This is a genomic window from Candidatus Zixiibacteriota bacterium (assembly GCA_017999435.1).
Lineage (GTDB): Bacteria > Zixibacteria > MSB-5A5 > GN15 > FEB-12 > JAGNLV01.
In genome coordinates, this window is the sequence record JAGNLV010000001.1 from 1,116,456 (window position 1) to 1,132,669 (window position 16,214).

The 16,214-nt window shown below is 64.2% G+C and carries 8 protein-coding genes and 1 pseudogene; 6 read left to right on the plus strand and 3 right to left on the minus strand.

What is annotated here, in order from left to right; all coding sequences use genetic code 11:
- Positions 1 to 94: 94 nt before the first annotated feature.
- Positions 95 to 3,499 carry a hypothetical protein gene (locus KA261_04705; protein MBP7697090.1) on the plus strand — a complete coding sequence of 1,135 codons (3,405 nt, stop codon included), beginning with the start codon at positions 95 to 97 and terminating at the stop codon, positions 3,497 to 3,499.
- On the plus strand, positions 3,496 to 5,367 hold the full coding sequence (locus tag KA261_04710) for a tetratricopeptide repeat protein (protein ID MBP7697091.1): 1,872 nt from the start codon (positions 3,496 to 3,498) through the stop codon (positions 5,365 to 5,367). Before KA261_04705 ends, KA261_04710 begins: the two co-directional genes overlap by 4 nt.
- An 18-nt stretch (positions 5,368 to 5,385) precedes the next feature.
- Here KA261_04710 and KA261_04715 read toward each other — a convergent pair whose 3' ends face one another.
- Positions 5,386 to 5,634, minus strand: a complete 249-nt coding sequence (locus KA261_04715; protein ID MBP7697092.1) for a hypothetical protein — start codon at positions 5,632 to 5,634, stop codon at positions 5,386 to 5,388.
- 156 nt (positions 5,635 to 5,790) lie between these two features.
- On the opposite strand from KA261_04715, the gene KA261_04720 reads away from it, so the two are divergent.
- Entirely contained in the window at positions 5,791 to 8,559 is a 2,769-nt protein-coding gene (locus KA261_04720; GenBank protein MBP7697093.1) for a DUF2723 domain-containing protein, read from the plus strand.
- A gap of 76 nt (positions 8,560 to 8,635) precedes the next feature.
- On the opposite strand, the gene KA261_04725 is transcribed toward KA261_04720, so the two are convergent.
- Complete coding sequence (locus KA261_04725) at positions 8,636 to 9,118, minus strand: DUF2087 domain-containing protein (GenBank protein MBP7697094.1); 483 nt, start codon at positions 9,116 to 9,118, stop codon at positions 8,636 to 8,638.
- 521 nt (positions 9,119 to 9,639) lie between these two features.
- Here KA261_04725 and KA261_04730 point away from each other — a divergent pair.
- From KA261_04730 to KA261_04740, 3 genes and pseudogenes are all read left to right on the plus strand, one after another.
- Positions 9,640 to 10,737: pseudogene (locus tag KA261_04730) on the plus strand (KamA family radical SAM protein).
- Positions 10,738 to 11,014: 277 nt separating this feature from the next.
- Positions 11,015 to 13,318 carry a hypothetical protein gene (locus KA261_04735; protein MBP7697095.1) on the plus strand — a complete coding sequence of 768 codons (2,304 nt, stop codon included), beginning with the start codon at positions 11,015 to 11,017 and terminating at the stop codon, positions 13,316 to 13,318.
- Positions 13,319 to 13,562: 244 nt separating this feature from the next.
- On the plus strand, positions 13,563 to 15,263 hold the full coding sequence (locus tag KA261_04740) for a PKD domain-containing protein (protein ID MBP7697096.1): 1,701 nt from the start codon (positions 13,563 to 13,565) through the stop codon (positions 15,261 to 15,263).
- Between the two features lie 132 nt (positions 15,264 to 15,395).
- On the opposite strand, the gene KA261_04745 is transcribed toward KA261_04740, so the two are convergent.
- A complete protein-coding gene (locus KA261_04745) occupies positions 15,396 to 16,157 on the minus strand; it encodes an SDR family oxidoreductase (GenBank protein MBP7697097.1) in 762 nt (253 codons plus the stop codon).
- Positions 16,158 to 16,214: the final 57 nt, after the last annotated feature.

The window sequence follows — 16,214 nt, forward strand, 5'->3', positions numbered from 1 at the left end:
TACCTGCCGGGCCGGCGGCCTACCTGTCGATAGAAAGAATGCGCGGCTTCGCCGGCGAAGCCGCCGCCTGAGACCGAACACCGAGGGTATCGCTATGACCGAGTTGACCTCCCGCCGCGCGCTCCTTGCCAAGCTCACCGGGGTGCTGGTGCGCCAGCGCGCAGTGCTGTTTGTATCCGGCGTCATGTTGACGGCCGCCGCGGTGACGGCGGCGGCGATCGGGCTGTCGCTGTGGGCGAACGTGATGATTCTGCCGGTGGCGGTGAAGCTCCCGGTCCTGATCGCGGTCGGGGCGGGAACGCTCTATCTGTTCGGGCGGTACGCGGTCGCCCGGCTGTTTTCGGGGTCGATCGATGCGGTGGCGGTCGCGCTGGAGGAGCGGAACCCCGAGCTCAAGGGGCGGCTGATCGCGGCCATTCAGTTTGCGCGGATGAAAGACGCGGGGTGCTACTCGGCGGCCCTGATCGAGGCGACCGAGCGCCAGGCGCTCGCGCGGGCCCAGGGAGTGAATTTCAACCAGGCGCTCTCGTTCTACCCGGTGCTGCGCAGCGGGCGGTATTTCGCGACCGCGGCCGCCGCGGCCCTCCTGGTCGTGGCCCTCCTGCCGGGGATGTTCCGCTACTCGTTCCTCGTGTTCTCCAACCCGACGACCGAAATCGCCCCTCCCCTGGCCTACAAGGTGGTGCCGTTCCCCGGGACGACCGAGTGGGTGAAGTACCGGGACATCGAAATCGGGGCCTCCATTTTCGGTGAACGGCTCCCGGAAAGCGCGGTCATTCACCACCGGCTGGTCGACGGGAACTGGCAGGAGACGGAGATCGACTTGCGGAAGGTGCGGCGGGCGCCGATGGTCAACGGCGACTCGGTGCGGATTGCGACCACTCTCCGCCAGATCAACCGGTCGTTCGACTACTATGTCGAGGCGGGCCGGGTCGCCACCCCGGTCCAGCAGGTGAGCGTGGTCGACCGCCCGAGGGTCAACGGCCTCAAGCTGTCGATCTTCTACCCCGACTACACCGGGCTGGCCCCGACTGTGATCGACGAGAACAACGGCTCGTTCTCGGCCGTGGTCGGGTCGCGGGTGAACCTGGCGGTCGAGACCAACCTCCCGGTCGCGCGGGCCGAGCTGGTGTTTGACGATTCCAGCCGGACGCCGCTGGAGGTCGACGGGCGGCAGGCGGAAACGGCGCTCCGCGTGGACAAGTCGCTCGGCTACCATGTCCGCCTGATCGACGGCCTGGGCGAGGAAAACCCCGACCCGATCCAGTACCACATCACGGCCGTGCCCGACGAATACCCCTCGATCGACGTCCTCTTCCCCGGCGTCAACGTCAACCTGAGCGACGAAATGGTGCTGCCGCTGAAGGTGCGGATATTCGACGACTACGGGTTTACCTCGCTGGTGCTGAAATACACGGTGGTGGCGCACGGACAGGCGAGCGAGGAGAACGTGGCCGTGCTCCATTTCTCCGACCGGATCAAGACCGAAGGGGAGATCGCCTTCAACTGGGACATGGACAAGCTCAACATGTACCCGGGGGATTACACGATCTATCGCTTCGAGGTGGCCGACAACGACGTGAACTCGGGGCCGAAAGTGACGGCGTCGCGGCAGTACGTGGCGCGGATCCCCTCGCTGGAGGAAATCATCGCCGAGGCGGAGGGGGAAAGCTCGCGGCGCGTGGACAACACCCGGCAACTGCTCCAGCAGGGGGAGGACCTGTCGGAGCGGTTCAAGAACATGGCGCGCAAGCTCAAGGCGCAGAACCGCGACGAGATGAAGGCGGAGTGGCAGCACCAGAAGGAGATGGAGGCGCTCGCCGCCCAGAACCAGGAGCTCATCGAGAATATCGAGAAAATGGCCGAGGAGATGGACAAGTCGGTCGAGAAGCTCGCCGACAACGCCCAGATGAGCCGCGAGATTGTCGAAAAACTCCAGCAGATCCAGAAGCTGTTCGAGGAAGTCGCCACGCCGGAAATGAAGGAGGCCCAGAAGAAGCTGATGGAGGCGCTCCAGAAAATGGACCGCAACGAGATCCAGAAAGCCATGGAGCAGTTCCAGCTCTCCCAGGAGGAAATGCTCCAGCGGCTGGAGCGGACGCTGGCCCTCTTGAAACAGATGCAGGTCGAGCAGAAGATGCAGGCAATGATGCGGCAGGCGGAGCGGCTGCTCGAACAGCAGAACCAGGTCAACCAGGCGACCGACAGCAGCGCCCAGAGCGCGCTGCCGCCCTTGGCCGAACGCGAAACGGACCTGAAAAAAGATCTCGAGTCGCTCAAAAAGGAGACCGCCGACCTTCGCAAGCTGATGGACGAGGCGCAGATGAACCAGAGCGAGGAGGCGCGGAAATTCGCCGAGGCGGTCGAGCAGACCGACGCCGACCGGAACATGGAAAAGATGAGCGGCGCGCTCGCCCAACAGCAGCAGCAGCCGGCCGCCGCCGAGGGAAAACAGGCCTCGGCCAAGCTCGCCCAGATGCTCAGCTCCATGCAGCAGCAGCTCGCCGCCATGAACAGCGGCCAGAACGAAGCGCTCCGCAAGATGATGCGGCTGGCGATCGACGACGCCAACTACCTGTCGCAGTCGCAGGAAGAGCTGCTCAAGCGGGCGGCCGAGGTCACCACCCAGTCGGATATCCTGCGCGAGCTCGCCCAGTCCCAGCAGGATCTCATGACCGCGTGCAGCGGGCTGAAGGGCCGGATCGCGGAGCTGGCCAAGGAGTCGCCCTTTGTCGCCTCCGAACTGGGGCAGATCATGAACCAGGCGACGGCGCAGATGGACATGGCCATGCTGGGGCTGGGCGACCGGCAGGGACCGCAGGCGATCGCCCTCCAGCGCGACGCCATGACCAACCTCAACAAGGTGTCGCTGTACCTCATGGAGGCGATGAACCAGCAGAACCAGTGCGACAAGGGGGGCAGCTGCGACAAGAACATGGCCAAGCTGCAGTCGATGTGCAACAAGCAGAACCAGGTGAACCAGGAGACGCAGCAGACCTGCAACAACCCGTCGTTCAACCCGGCCAGCCAGGGCCAGCAGACGCGCGAGGCGCTCCAGCGGCTGGCGGGCGAGCAGGGTGCGATCCGCAAGTCGATGGAAGAGCTGGCGCAGGAGTTCGGCGACTCCCGCCAGGTGCTCGGGCGGCTCGAGGACATCGCCGACGAAATGAGGGAAATCGAGGAGGCGCTGGCGGAAGGCGAGGCCGGACCGGAAACGATCGAACGACAGCTCCGCGTTTACTCCCGCATGCTGCAGGCCTCGCGCTCGCTCCAGCGCAAGGATTTCACCGAGCAGCGCAAGGCGGTCACGGCGGAGGAGCAGATCTACCAGGTGCCGCCGGCGCTCCCGGCCGAGCTGCTCAACGACCGGACCAATCTCGAGGACCGGCTGCGGCAATATCTCGGCGAGCACTACCCTCGGCAGTACGAGGAACAGGTGAAAGCGTATTTCAAGGCGCTGCTGCAAACGGAGGCGGCGCCGCAGGAGGGCGGGCGGTGAAGCGCACCCTCGGGCGGCTGATCGCGGCGCTCGCGCTGGCCGCAGGACTTCTGGGCGCGGCCCTCGCGCAAGCGGCGGAGGAACCGAAAGAGGTCACCCGGCCGCCGGGCGGACTCCGCCTGTACACCCCGCAGGATCAGCAGGCGCAGGACCAGCAAATGCTGAACATGGTGCGGGAGATGATGCGCAGCAAGAACTACGAGGGAGCGGTCGGCCTCCTCGAAGCTATCGACCGCCGCGACCGCGGGAACATGGTGGTGATGAACCTCCTGCGCACATGCTACGACCAGCTCGGGCAGCCGGGGAGCTCGGAGGTGGTGATCCGGCGCATGCTCGAGATCACCCCGAACAGCCACGTCCTGCATGTCTACCTGGCGGAGGCGCTGGTGCGCCAGGAGGACACGGCCGCGGGGCGGCAGGAGTACGCGACCGCGCTTGAGCTGGTGCCGGAGAAGACCAACCCGGGCATGCTGTCGCAGGTGGTCGTGAGCATGCAGGAGGTGGGGCTGAGCCGCGACGTCCTCGCTCTCATCGAGCGCCTGCGGAGAGAGCTCGGCTCCCCGCGGCTGTTCGCCAAGGAAGCGGGCGAGATATTCGAGGCCCGCGAGGAGTACCGCCGCGCGGCCGAGGAGTTCTACGCGGCCACCGCCGATACCTCGCGGACAGGGATCGAGGCCGAGACCAAGCTGCAGATGATGCTCCAGTTCCCCAAGTCGGCGCCGGCCGCGCTTGGGGTTCTTCGGGAGCACACCGCGGACACCCTGGCGACGGCGAAAGCGGCGCAGATTCTCGCCGGCCACTACCTCCAAGCGGGCGACATGGACCAGGCGATGCACTACACGCTGCTGCGCGATTCGCTCGCGGGGACCAACGGGACGGTGCTGCTGTGGTTCATGCACATCTGCAGCGAGCGGGGTCTGTACGCGCAGACGACCGTGGTGGGGGCGGAAATCCTGCGGCGCTACGGCGCCAGCCCGCTGGTGGCCGAGGCCCGCTACCTCTACGCCGAGGCGCTCACGAGGCTGGGACGGTACGCCGAGGCGGTCGCCGTGTACGATTCGATCGTGGCGGCCTACCCGCGCGTCCAGGACAAGGCCGAGGCGGCCTGCCGGATCGGGCAGATATATCTCAACTACCTCAACGAGCCGCGGCGGGCGCTGCGGCTGTTCGATTCCGTGGCGGCCGCCTACCCCGGGGGGCTGGGGTATTTGCGGGCCCTCCTGGCGGCGCCCGACGCCTACCTTCGCCTCGGCGAACTGGACAGCGCCCGGACGGCACTCGGGCGGCTGGCGCAGCGGCCGCTCATAGAAGAAGCGGCCGAGGAAGCGGCCTTCAAGCTGGCCAAGATCGATTTCTACGAGAAGCGGTTCGACACGGCGCGGGCGGGCTTCAACAAACTCCTCGTGGCCTACCCCAAGGGGTTCTATGTCAACGACGCGCTGCAAATGATGCTGCTGATCGACGAGGCGGGGTCGGAACCGCTCCTGTCCGAGTTCTCCGACGCCCTCCTCTTCGAGGAGCGGCGCGAGTACGATTCCTGCCGGGCGGAGCTGGAGCGGATTGCCGGGGCGGACCACCCGGCGCTCAGCGACGACGCGCTCTACCGGCTGGCCGATTTGAGCATCGCCCGGTTCGATTCCGCGGCCGCGCTGGAGTATATCGAGCGGCTGGCCGGGCAGTATCCCGAGTCATACTTCGCCCCGTGGGGACTGAAGCTCAAGGGGGACATGCTCACGGCCGACCCCCGGCGGCGGGAGGAGGGCAAGGCGATCTACCGCCGGCTGCTCGAGGAGAACGCGAACTACCCGTTCACCTCGGACGTGCGCAAGCGGCTCCGCGAGCTCGAGGTCGATCCGCGGACGGGCTGACGGCGCGCGTTGCCGGCCTCAGTAGGTCTCCAGCTTCTTGCGCCCCTCTTCGAGCGTGCGGACGCGGCGCTCCAACTGGAACACCTTGTCCTGGTAGCTCTCCACCTTCTTCTCCTTCATCTTGGTCGTCGTGCGCACCAGGAGCGCGAGCGACACGAGCATGAAGAAGACGGAATTGACCTGGCGGAAGATCATGCCCATGTTGAACACGGAATCCAGAAAGGCCAGGATTCCCAGCACGAAGAGCAAACTGCACCATACAAACATACGTGCCTCCGAATGCGGCCCGGGTCCCGCGGCCGGTCCCGGGCGTAAAATTAGAGGTTGTGCCCGGCAGGGCCGCCGTTATATTTACCTTTTCAAGGGACGGTCCCTTGCCTCTAGTGTATCGGTAAGCCGAGAGGACTCGTTTAGGAGGAGACGGTGGCTGACTTATCTCTGACGGACCCGGACAAGTTCGACCGGACGAACGCCGTGGCGGCGGGGGCGGTGTTTCTGGTGTCGTTCATTACGTACGCGCTGACGGTGCAGCCGACGTTTTCATTCTGGGATTGCGGCGAATTCATTGCAACGTCGTACATTCTGGGGATCCCGCACCCGCCGGGGACCCCCCTGTTTATCCTCCTGGGACGGATCTTCTCGGTCATCCCCTTTGTGGAAGATATTTCCCACCGGATCAACTACATCTCCGTGATTACGTCGGCGTTCACGGCTATGTTCAGCTACCTGCTGACGGTCCGGCTGGTGCAGTACTTTTTCGGGGAGCAGCGGCGGGAGTTGCTCAACCGGGTGATTTCGTACGTGGGCGGCGTGGTCGGCGGGCTGTTCGTGGCCTTCTCGCGGACCAACTGGGGGAATTCGGTCGAGGCGGAGGTGTACGGAGCGGCCCTGGCCCTTTCGGTCATGATCATCTGGCTGGCCGTGCAGTACCACGACGCCCGCGGAACCTCGAAAGGGATCCGGCTGCTCATCTTGATCTTCTATCTGGCGATGCTGGGGATCGGGCTGCACATGACGGTGTTTCTGGTGGTGCCGGTGGCCGCCTTCTTCCTTCTGTTCAACCGGGACGCGGTGCCCCGCGACTACGCCTATCTGGCGGCCTTTGTGGGACTCGAGCTGCTGCTGATTGTGCTCTTTTCGGGCGACCGGGGCGGGCCGGTGGCGTTCTACCTGACCACGGTGCTGTTGGCGGCGCTGCTGGTGGTCCTGCTGTACCGCAAGATCAACTGGGCGATCCTGATTGCGCTGGCGGCGGTGTCGACGGTGATGATCAGTTTCTCGCTGTTCATGGAGGCGCTGCCGTTTTTCGTGGTGCTGATGATTGGGCTGGCGGTGGCGGCGCACCGGCGCGGCTGGCGGTTCCAGTGGTTGACCGGGCTGGGGCTGATCGTGGTGGCGGTGCTGGGGATTTCGGTCCACGCCTTCATCCCGATTCGCTCGGCCCACAACCCGCGGATTGACGAGAACAACCCCTCACGCAACTGGTCGACCTTCGTGAAGTTCCTCGACCGCAAGCAGTACGGATCGGAGTCGATGGTCGACCGGATGTTCCACCGCCGCGGCACCTGGGAGAACCAGTTCGGCCACCACCCCCACATGGGGTTCTTCTCCTACTTCGAGGAGCAGTACTCGCCGAAAGACTGGGGGTTCGTGCCGTTTCTCGGGCTGGGACTGCTCGGGGTGATTGTCGCCGTGCGCAAGCGCCAGGAAATCGGGCTGCCCTACCTCGTGCTGCTGGTGGTGACCTCGGCCGGGCTGATCCTGTACATGAATTTCGCCGACGGCACGCAGTACGATCCGCGGACCGGGGACGCCTACCTCGAGGTGCGCGACCGGGATTACTTTTTCACGCCCGCGTTCGTCTTTTTCGGCATCGCGATCGGCATGGGAGTGTCGGCGCTGATGATGCTCGTGCGGGAGGCGCTGGCGCGGCGCAATCCGGCGATCGAGCGGACGGCGGTGTACGCGATGACGGCGCTGGTGTTGCTGCCGGCGGTGCCGCTGGCCCACAACTACCACGCCAACGACCGCTCCGACAACTACCTCCCCTACAACTATGCGGCCAACCTGCTCGATTCCGTCGACAAGAACGCCATCCTCTTCACCTCGGGCGACAACGACACTTTCCCCCTCTGGGCGATCCAGGAGGTGTACAACTACCGCAAGGACGTCCGGGTGGTCAACCTCTCGCTGCTCAACACCGACTGGTACGTCTACCAGATGAAGCACTTCTACAATGTCCCGATCTCGCTGGAGGACGACCAGATCCTCTGGGAGGACGTGGAGGTGCGGCCGGGGCTGACGCTGCCGATGCCGGTGAAGGAATTCCGGGACCGTCCGCGCAACCGGACGACCTGGCTGGCGGCCGTGGAGCCGTACAACGGGCAGATGGTCAAAGTGCAGGACATGATGGTCGACGAGATCGTGGTCGAGAACAGGTGGAAGGATCCGATCTTTTTCTCCAGCCAACCCTATGATTCTCCGCTGGATCTGCAGAAGCGAACGGCGGCGGTGGGCGTGGTCTACCGCCTGGACCGCACCCCGCCCGAGCGGCTGATCGACGCCGGGCGCGGCTACGACCTCTTCATGCACACCTACCGCTTCCAGGGGTACGAGGACTCGAAAGTGTACCGGGACGAGAACGCGACCGGCGTGTTTATCGGCTACGGCATCAACGCCGTGCGGCTCTGGGATGAATTCGAGAAGCGCGGGCAGCTGGACTCGGCCATGGCCATTGCGGACAAGATCATGAAGGAGTACCCCGAGTACGCGCAGATGTACATGATCGTGTCGAACGAACTGCGCCAGCAGGGCGACACGGCGGCGGCCGATTCGCTTCTGCGCCAGGCGCACGACACGCTCACCGCGTTCTGCCGCTCCAACCCGGAAAACCTGTTCTACCTGAGCGACCTCGGGCTCATCAAAGTCAGCATCGGCTCGATCTCCGGGCGCCAGGATCTGCTCGACGACGGGCTCGCTCTCATGTGGGAGGCGTTCCGGGCCAACCCCGAAAGCGGCACGGCCTTCCGGAAACTCTTCTACGCCCTCAGCGACCAGCGGCGCTACGCGGAAATCCAGGAGGCGGCCCGCCTGCATGCCTCGTATCCGCGCAATCTCGAGGATCCGTTCCTGCAGCAGCTCCTCGGCCTGACCCAGTCCACCCCCCGCATCCCCCCGGGGGCGGGCCAGTAGCGGACCCGGCCGCCGGAAAACAAAAACCTCCCGCACGCCCGTGCGGGAGGTTGTTTCTTTCACGCAACCGGCCGGCCTATTCGGAGAGCTTGTAACCGGCGCTGCGGCGGAGCCTCCCCCCCACCTGCTCCATCATGTGTTCCTCGAGGAAATCGGTGCGCACGGCGACCGGGTCCTCGTTGAACCGGGAAATGACCCGGTTGACCTCGTGATCCTCGTAGAGCCGGTTCGGTTCAAACTGGGCGAGAATGTACTCGAGGAGGTATTTCCGTTTGGTGCGGCGGCTTGGCGGCACCGTCTCGGTTTCGGCCGAGCGCTTGAGACGGATATTCCGGCGGGGGGCCGGGGCGGCCGCAGCCCCGTTGCGGTTGGAGCGCTGCTGCAGCCACTCGTACACGGACTGCTCCGGGATGCGCCAGTCTTTCCCGATCTTGTAGGCGGTGATTTCGCCGGCCTGGACTTTGCGCGTGATGACCTGGACGTTCATCTTCAGCTTGTCGGCCAGCTCGGTGGTGGTGAAGAACTCGGTGTTCTTTATGACGCCCTCGTAGTAGTCCACTTGCGCTCTCCATCATCTTTAGGCGTTGCGGAACGTGTCATATCCTCGCACAGAGTAGTGTAGTTCGCACTACTTTTCGGTAATAACGGATCGGCGGAGGGCAATTCAACAAAAACTCTCGGAAAAACCGAGGCCCATCCGCGCGGATGCCGCGGTCGCGAAGAGCCGGCAGACCGCCCGATGGTCGGCATCGACCAAAATGGTCGATGTAACATGCTGAAAAACAACAGCTTGGCGCCTCCCTGACGGCCGCGGGGAGCTCGCGGGAAGGCGGGGCGGGGACGTTTTTTTTTGCCGATTACCGTTGCTCGGGATTCGAATCGATGCGTATATTTTTTGAGAAGCCAGGCCTTTTCGATTCGAGGTGATTCCGGCGGTATCCCGCCGGTTGCGGTTCACGCGCTGGACCCGACCAGATCGATTTCGAACCTTCCGATTGCGGCTGCACGCGGCACGGCCTGGCTGACATCCTCCGTCTGGAGGCAATCGTGAAAGGAGAGCCGACCATGGCAGCGATGCAAATGGGAGCACGGGCCCCGGGGCAGCAGGGGAAGCGCACACGGGTCAAGTACATCCTCTCCATCGACAAACTCACGCAATTATCCGAGGCCGAGCGCACCGCGCTCAAGGAAGTGGCGCGGCGTTACGCCTTCCGCACCAACGACTACTACCTCGGCCTGATCGACTGGTCGGATCCGCATGATCCCATCCGCCGGTTGGTCATTCCGGCCGTCGGGGAGTTGCGACAGTGGGGTCATCTGGACGCCTCCAGGGAGGGGAAGGTCACGGTGCGCAAGGGGGTTCAGCACAAGTACAGCAGCACGGTGCTTCTCCTCGTCAACGAGGTATGCGGCTCCTTCTGCCGGTACTGCTTTCGCAAACGGCTGTTCATGAACGGAAATGACGAGGCGGCGTACGACATCCGCCCGGGGATCGAGTACCTCCGCACCCGCCCGGAAGTCAACAACGTCCTGCTGAGCGGGGGTGACCCGATGATACTTTCGACGCCGCAGTTGGACGGGATTCTCACCGCGCTGCGGAGCATCGCGCACATCCGCATCATTCGGATCGGGTCAAAGATGCCGGCCTTCAATCCTTACCGGTTCCTCGACGACGATGAGTTGTTCGCGATGCTCCGGCGCCATTCGCAACCTGACCGCCGCATCTACCTCGTATGCCATTTCGACCATCCGCGCGAGCTGACGCCCGAGGCGCGCGAGGCGGTCCGGCGCGCTATCGAGGCCGGCCTCATCTGCGTCAACCAGAACCCCATCATTCGGGGGGTGTCGGATGATCCGGAGGTGATGGCGGAGTTGTGGAACGAGTTGTCCTACATGGGGATCCCCCAGTACTACGTATTCCAGGGCCGTCCGACCGCCGGCAATGAGCCGTACGAGGTCCCGCTGGTCGAGGCGTACTGCAGCATCGAGAGGGCGAAGAGGAAATGCTCGGGGCTCGCCAAGCGCATCAAATTCTGCATGTCGCACGAATCGGGCAAGGTCGAAATCATCGGGGTCGACCACCGGCATGTCTATCTGAAATATCACCGGGCCAAACATTACCGCGACGAACAGCGCCTGCTCGTGTGCCACCGCAACGACCAGGCGTACTGGCTCGATCAACTGAAGCCGGTCGAGGGATACCGGAACGAGTACTACTCCGATCAGGGATTGCGGCTGTACGGCTTTTCGTAGGGCCACCCATCCCCATCGCGGATCCCGTGAATGACGGCTGTCGCAGGGCAGCCGTTCTGCTTTGGCCGGAGAGCGTGCTTTCCCCTTGGTGTTCGCGCTAAAATAGGTATCTTTGTCTGGCATTACAGCCTGATGAACAACAGGTTCCCTGCCGAAGCTGAACATATGCAGCAGGATCAAGCTCTCAACATTGAGGTGTAGTATGCGCAGAGGTCTCGTCTCCTGGGCGGCGCTGCTGTGCGCGGGCATCATCGCCGGCCGCGCGGCGGCGGTTCCACCCACGATCAGCTACCAGGGCCGTCTCACCGACGGCGGTGCGCCGGTGCCGGACAATACGTATGAAATCGTCTTTCGCATCTACGCAGCCGACGCCGGCGGCAGCCCCCTGTGGCTTGAGACACAGGAAGTGGCGACCGCGGACGGGCTGTTCACCGTGCTCCTCGGTTCGGTCGCGCCGATCGGCGAGGGCGTGTTCGACGGATCGGTGCGGTATCTCACCATGCAGCAGGAGGGCGCGGCCGAATCGGCGCCGCGCATCCCGATAGTCAGCGTGCCGTACGCGATGACGGCCGGGAGCGTGGAGGGAGCGGCAGCCGACTGCAGCGACTGCGACACGATCTTCCTCAACGCGATCGGGCCGGACGAACTCCGGGCCGCGGTCGACACGGCGCTCAAGGTGACCGACACCGGCGCGGCGGCGCGGGTGGGCCTGCGGGCTCGCCTGGAGACGTCCACGACCGACACGGTGTCCGCCATTCGGGGGATCGCCTACAACGGCGGCTCCGGGCGAACGCAGGCGGCGTCGTTCGACGCCACGGGCGAAGGCGGGGGACCGGTGCACGGAATCAACGTGCAGGCGACGGGGAACGGCAGCAGCTACACGACCATGGGTGTGACGGCGCAGGCGACTAATGACGCCGCCGGGACGGCGCGCGGCGGGTACTTTGCGGCGACGAACGACGGCTTCGGCGATCATGTCGGAGCGATCGGGCAGAGTTACAGCCCCAACACGAGCGCTGCCAAGAGCATCGGACTATGGGGCAATGCCCGGCATTACGGGATAGGCCGGTGTGTCGGGGGAATGTTCGCCGCCGCCGACGGCGCCAACACGTTCGGGGTGGATGCCTCGGCCACGTCGGCCAATGCCGACTCGACGTGCGCTGTCCGCGGCTACGCCAAGAATTCGGCGACCGGAGGGACGTCCGATGCGATCGGGGGAGTCTTCATCGCCGACTCGGCCGGAACGGCATGGAAATGGGGGTCGATTGGCTTGGCCTACGGCGGCAGCAGAGAAGCCACCGGCGTGTACGGCTGGGCTGAGACAAACGCGACTGTATCCAGGGCCACAGGAGTCTTCGGGCAAGCTTCGAACACCGGTCCCGGGGACACACAGGGAGGTTACTTCTGGGGACACGGCGAGTCCGGCGACACCTATGGGGCGAAGACTTTTGGCTACTCTACGACGGGCAGTGTCTCTGGCCTCTACGCACACGGATCCGTCACCGACAACGTCTACCCTGTCTACGGCGTGTATGGCCGGGTCGACAATTACAGCTCCGGCAGCTTCAACTCCGAGGCCTACGCCGGGTATTTCGAGAACTGTGTCTACAACGCCTCCAACGCCTACGGGCTGTACGGCCATGTCTACGACGTCCAAGGCATCTACGCCTGTTACGGGGTCGTCGGCCGCACAGCCCACACTGGCTCCGGCTCCAGCATTGCCGGCAGTTTCGAGACCGACTCGACGGGAACAGGAACAGCTTACGGCGTGCGGGCCAGCGGCCTGTCCAAAGGTTCGGCGCCGGCCTACGGCGTGTATGGCTCGGTGGCCAGCCGGGGGAACGGCAATCTCTACGCCGGCTACTTCAAGGTCTCCGACTACGGCACCGGATTGCGCTACGGGGTGTACGCGAGTTCCAGCGTCTCCGGATACGCCGGCTACTTCAGCGGCGACGTCCGGGTGACCGGCGACCAGGTGGTGGTCGGGTCCAAGAGCGCGGCGGTGGAGGTGGAACCGGAGGATTATCGGCTGGTCTACTCGCAGGAGTCGCCCGAGTGCTGGTTCGAGGATTTCGGCGAGGGGCAACTGGTCAACGGCCGGACCCATGTGGAGCTGGATCCGGTATTTCTGCGGACAGTCACGGTCAGCGCGCAGCACCCGATGAAAGTGTTCATCCAGTTGAACGACCCGGACTGCAACGGCACGGCCGTGGTGCGGGGGATGACCGGGTTCGATGTAATCGAACTGCAAAACGGGCAGGGGAGTGCTTCGTTCACCTACCGCGTGGTAGCCAAGCGCAAAGGGTACGAAGACGTGCGGCTGGCGCAGATGCCCGGGCAGACGCCGGAGGAGGTGGAGGCGGAGGCGAAGCAGGCGGAAGCCCGGCTGCAGACCGAGGAGGAACAGGCGGCGCAGAGGGAAATTGCCGAAAGGGATCGGCTCGCCCAGATCCGGCAGGAAGAAAGGGAGCGGCAGGAAGCGCGGCCGTTCGGGGATCGCGATTAGCGTTCGGCGATTGACGGGCAGGACGGAGGCAAGACGCGGCCGGCGATAACGCCGGCCGCGTTGTCGTCAGGAGCGGCTCGCTAAGTCGAGCGGGCAAAGAAGACCGAGCTATTCGTCCCTTTTCGCTTGGCGGGGGGCTGAAATGGGGTATACCTTTAATTGTCATCAGTTCATCTATCCGGGACGTGTCCTCATGGCCGTTACAGAAGCTGTCGGTTTTCCGATGGCTGTTCGGAGGTGCACGATGAACCAACGCAGGTGTCGATTCGCGTATGCGGAGACGATCTCCGCGCTCTTGGCCGTGATTTTCGCGGTCGCCCCAGTATTCGCCCAGCAGAGCACAACCGGCCCCGAACCGCCGCCCGGCATCGATCGCGGGCTGGCGCCGCCCGTACGGGGGACGGTGGTGCTGGACGTAACGGCGTACCTCTGGCACCACGGGTGCGGCCCGACAGCCGCCGGCATGGTGATGGGGTACTGGTCGATGAACGGGTACGAACAGCTGGTCAAATATGGCGTGCCGGCTATGATTGCCGGCGATCACGGGGATTCGGTGTGCGGCGCTCCGATCGGCGACCACTACCACGATTACTCATGCCCGATCGACGGCGGGAGTCCGATTCCGGACATGTCGGAGCTCGGGGGGGCGCATACGAGCGACTGCATCGCGGACTTCATGAGAACATCCTGGAGCGCCGCCTACAACCTGTACGGGTGGAGCTGGTTTGTGGACGTGGGGCAGGCGCTGCTGGCTTACCCTCCGTACGCGGATCCGACCTACACGCATTTTCGGATGCGGGAGCTGGATTTCTCGAGCGTGTCGTTTACCGACTACAAGGCGGAGATCGACGCGGGGCGACCGACCGTATTCCTGGTGGACACCGACGGCAACGGGGTGACGGATCACTTCGTGACCGGAATTGGCTACTCGGAAGACCCGCCGAAGTATGGGGTGCACGACACGTGGGACCAGTCGATCCACTGGTACTTGTGGCGTGCCATTGCCCCCGGCGTGAGCTGGGGAATATACGGCATGCATTTTTTCGGCCCGGCTGTCAGTTTCTCCGCTGCCCCGCGCTTCGGGGATATCTCGCTCGAGGTCCAGTTCACGGGGCAATCGTTTGATCCGCCAGATTCATGGCAGTGGGATTTCGGCGATGGCCAGTCCTCCTCGGTGCGATCCCCCAGCCATCAGTTCACCGCCCCGGGGATTTACGATGTCTCGCTCACGGCAACCTTCGCCGGCGAGCCGATTTCCTCTCTGCGCGAGGATTTCATTATTGCCTTGGCCGACTCGCTTGCCGGTCAGGATCAATTGGTCGAGGGCGGCAGCGAAGTCGAAGTCGTGATTTCGGCCTCGAACACGGTCCCGCTCAAGGAGATACTGATTCCCCTGTCGTACGCGGGGACACTCGACCTGACCCTGGTGTCGTTCTCGACTGCGGGTTGTCGGACAGACTATTTCGAATCGACCGGCTATTTTGATTTCGCGCCGGGACGGGATCAGGCGACGATCTACCTCATCAGTTCAACCGCAGGTACTTCGCCGGAGCTTGCAGGCGGGAGTGGCCCCGTGGTCAGGCTCACGTTTTCCACCGGCTCGGCGGGGCCGGGGGATTCGGCGGTTATAAGTATGTCCGGGTATTCGACGTACTCTCCGCGATTCTCCGGTTCTCTGCTGGCCTACACGCCGAAGACCTTATCCCCGGTCCTCAGGTATGCGGAGTGCTGCGTAGGTGAACGTGGCGATGTGGACGGCGACGGGTCAGTCAAGATTTCCGATGTCACCGCCCTGGTCTCGTACTTCTTCCGGGATGGAGAACCGCCGGCGTGCAATGACGAGGCGGACAGTGACGGCAGCGGAGTTCTGAACATCGCCGACCTCACGTATCTGATCGGCTACCTGTTTCGGGGCGGACCCGTACCGGCGCTGTGTCCGAGATGATCGGAAACTCGCTGATCGTTGGCCGCGGACGCTCTGTCCGGATCGCCGCTCGCCGCGAGGCGGGGCCGGACGGTGCGACCTTGATCGGATATTTCAGTGTAGTGACCTCTGCAGTGAGAGTTTGCGGCGAAGTTATTCCCTGTGAATCAGGTTAGCTGATGCCTGGGCCGATGGCAGGATGAGCACGTCGGCAACGGTGACGTGGGGCGGGCGATCGGCGACCCAGACAACCGCCTCCGCAACATCATCGCCGCTCAGCGGCGTGAACCCCTGGTAGACCTTGGCGGCTCGCTCGGTGTCGCCGTGGAAGCGGACCTCGGAGAACTCGGTGCGGACGGCGCCGGGGTCGACGGTCGAGACCCGGATGGGGGTGTCGACCAGATCGAGGCGCAGTCCCTTGGTGAGGGCATCGACGGCGAATTTGGTGGCGCAGTAGACGTTGCCGTTCGGGTAGACCTCGCGGCCGGCGATTGACCCTATATTAATGAGGTGGCCGCGCCTGCGGGCGACCATACCGGGGATGACCGCCCGGCTGACCCACAGGAGGCCTTTCACGTTGGTGTCGATCATCTCCTCCCAGTCCCGGTAATCCCCCTCGTGCAGTTTGTCCAGGCCGCGGCTGAGGCCGGCGTTGTTGACCAGAATGTCAATTTCCGACCACGGATGAGGGAGGCCGGCGATCGCCGCGTTGACGGCTGTCCGGTCCCGAACGTCGAGTTCCAGCACATGCACATCGGTTCCGAGCCGGGAGACAAGTTGTCTGAGCCGGTCGACGCGCCGGGCGGCCAGCACGAGGCGGGCGTGGCGGGCGGCAAATTTACGGGCGCAAGCCTCGCCGATCCCGGACGAAGCGCCGGTAACCAGCACGATCTTGCCGGTGAGATCCTGAGACATAGAACTCCTCGCAAGCAGATGGTGTCAATCCTCCGCAATGTAGGTGTCCGGTCGGGG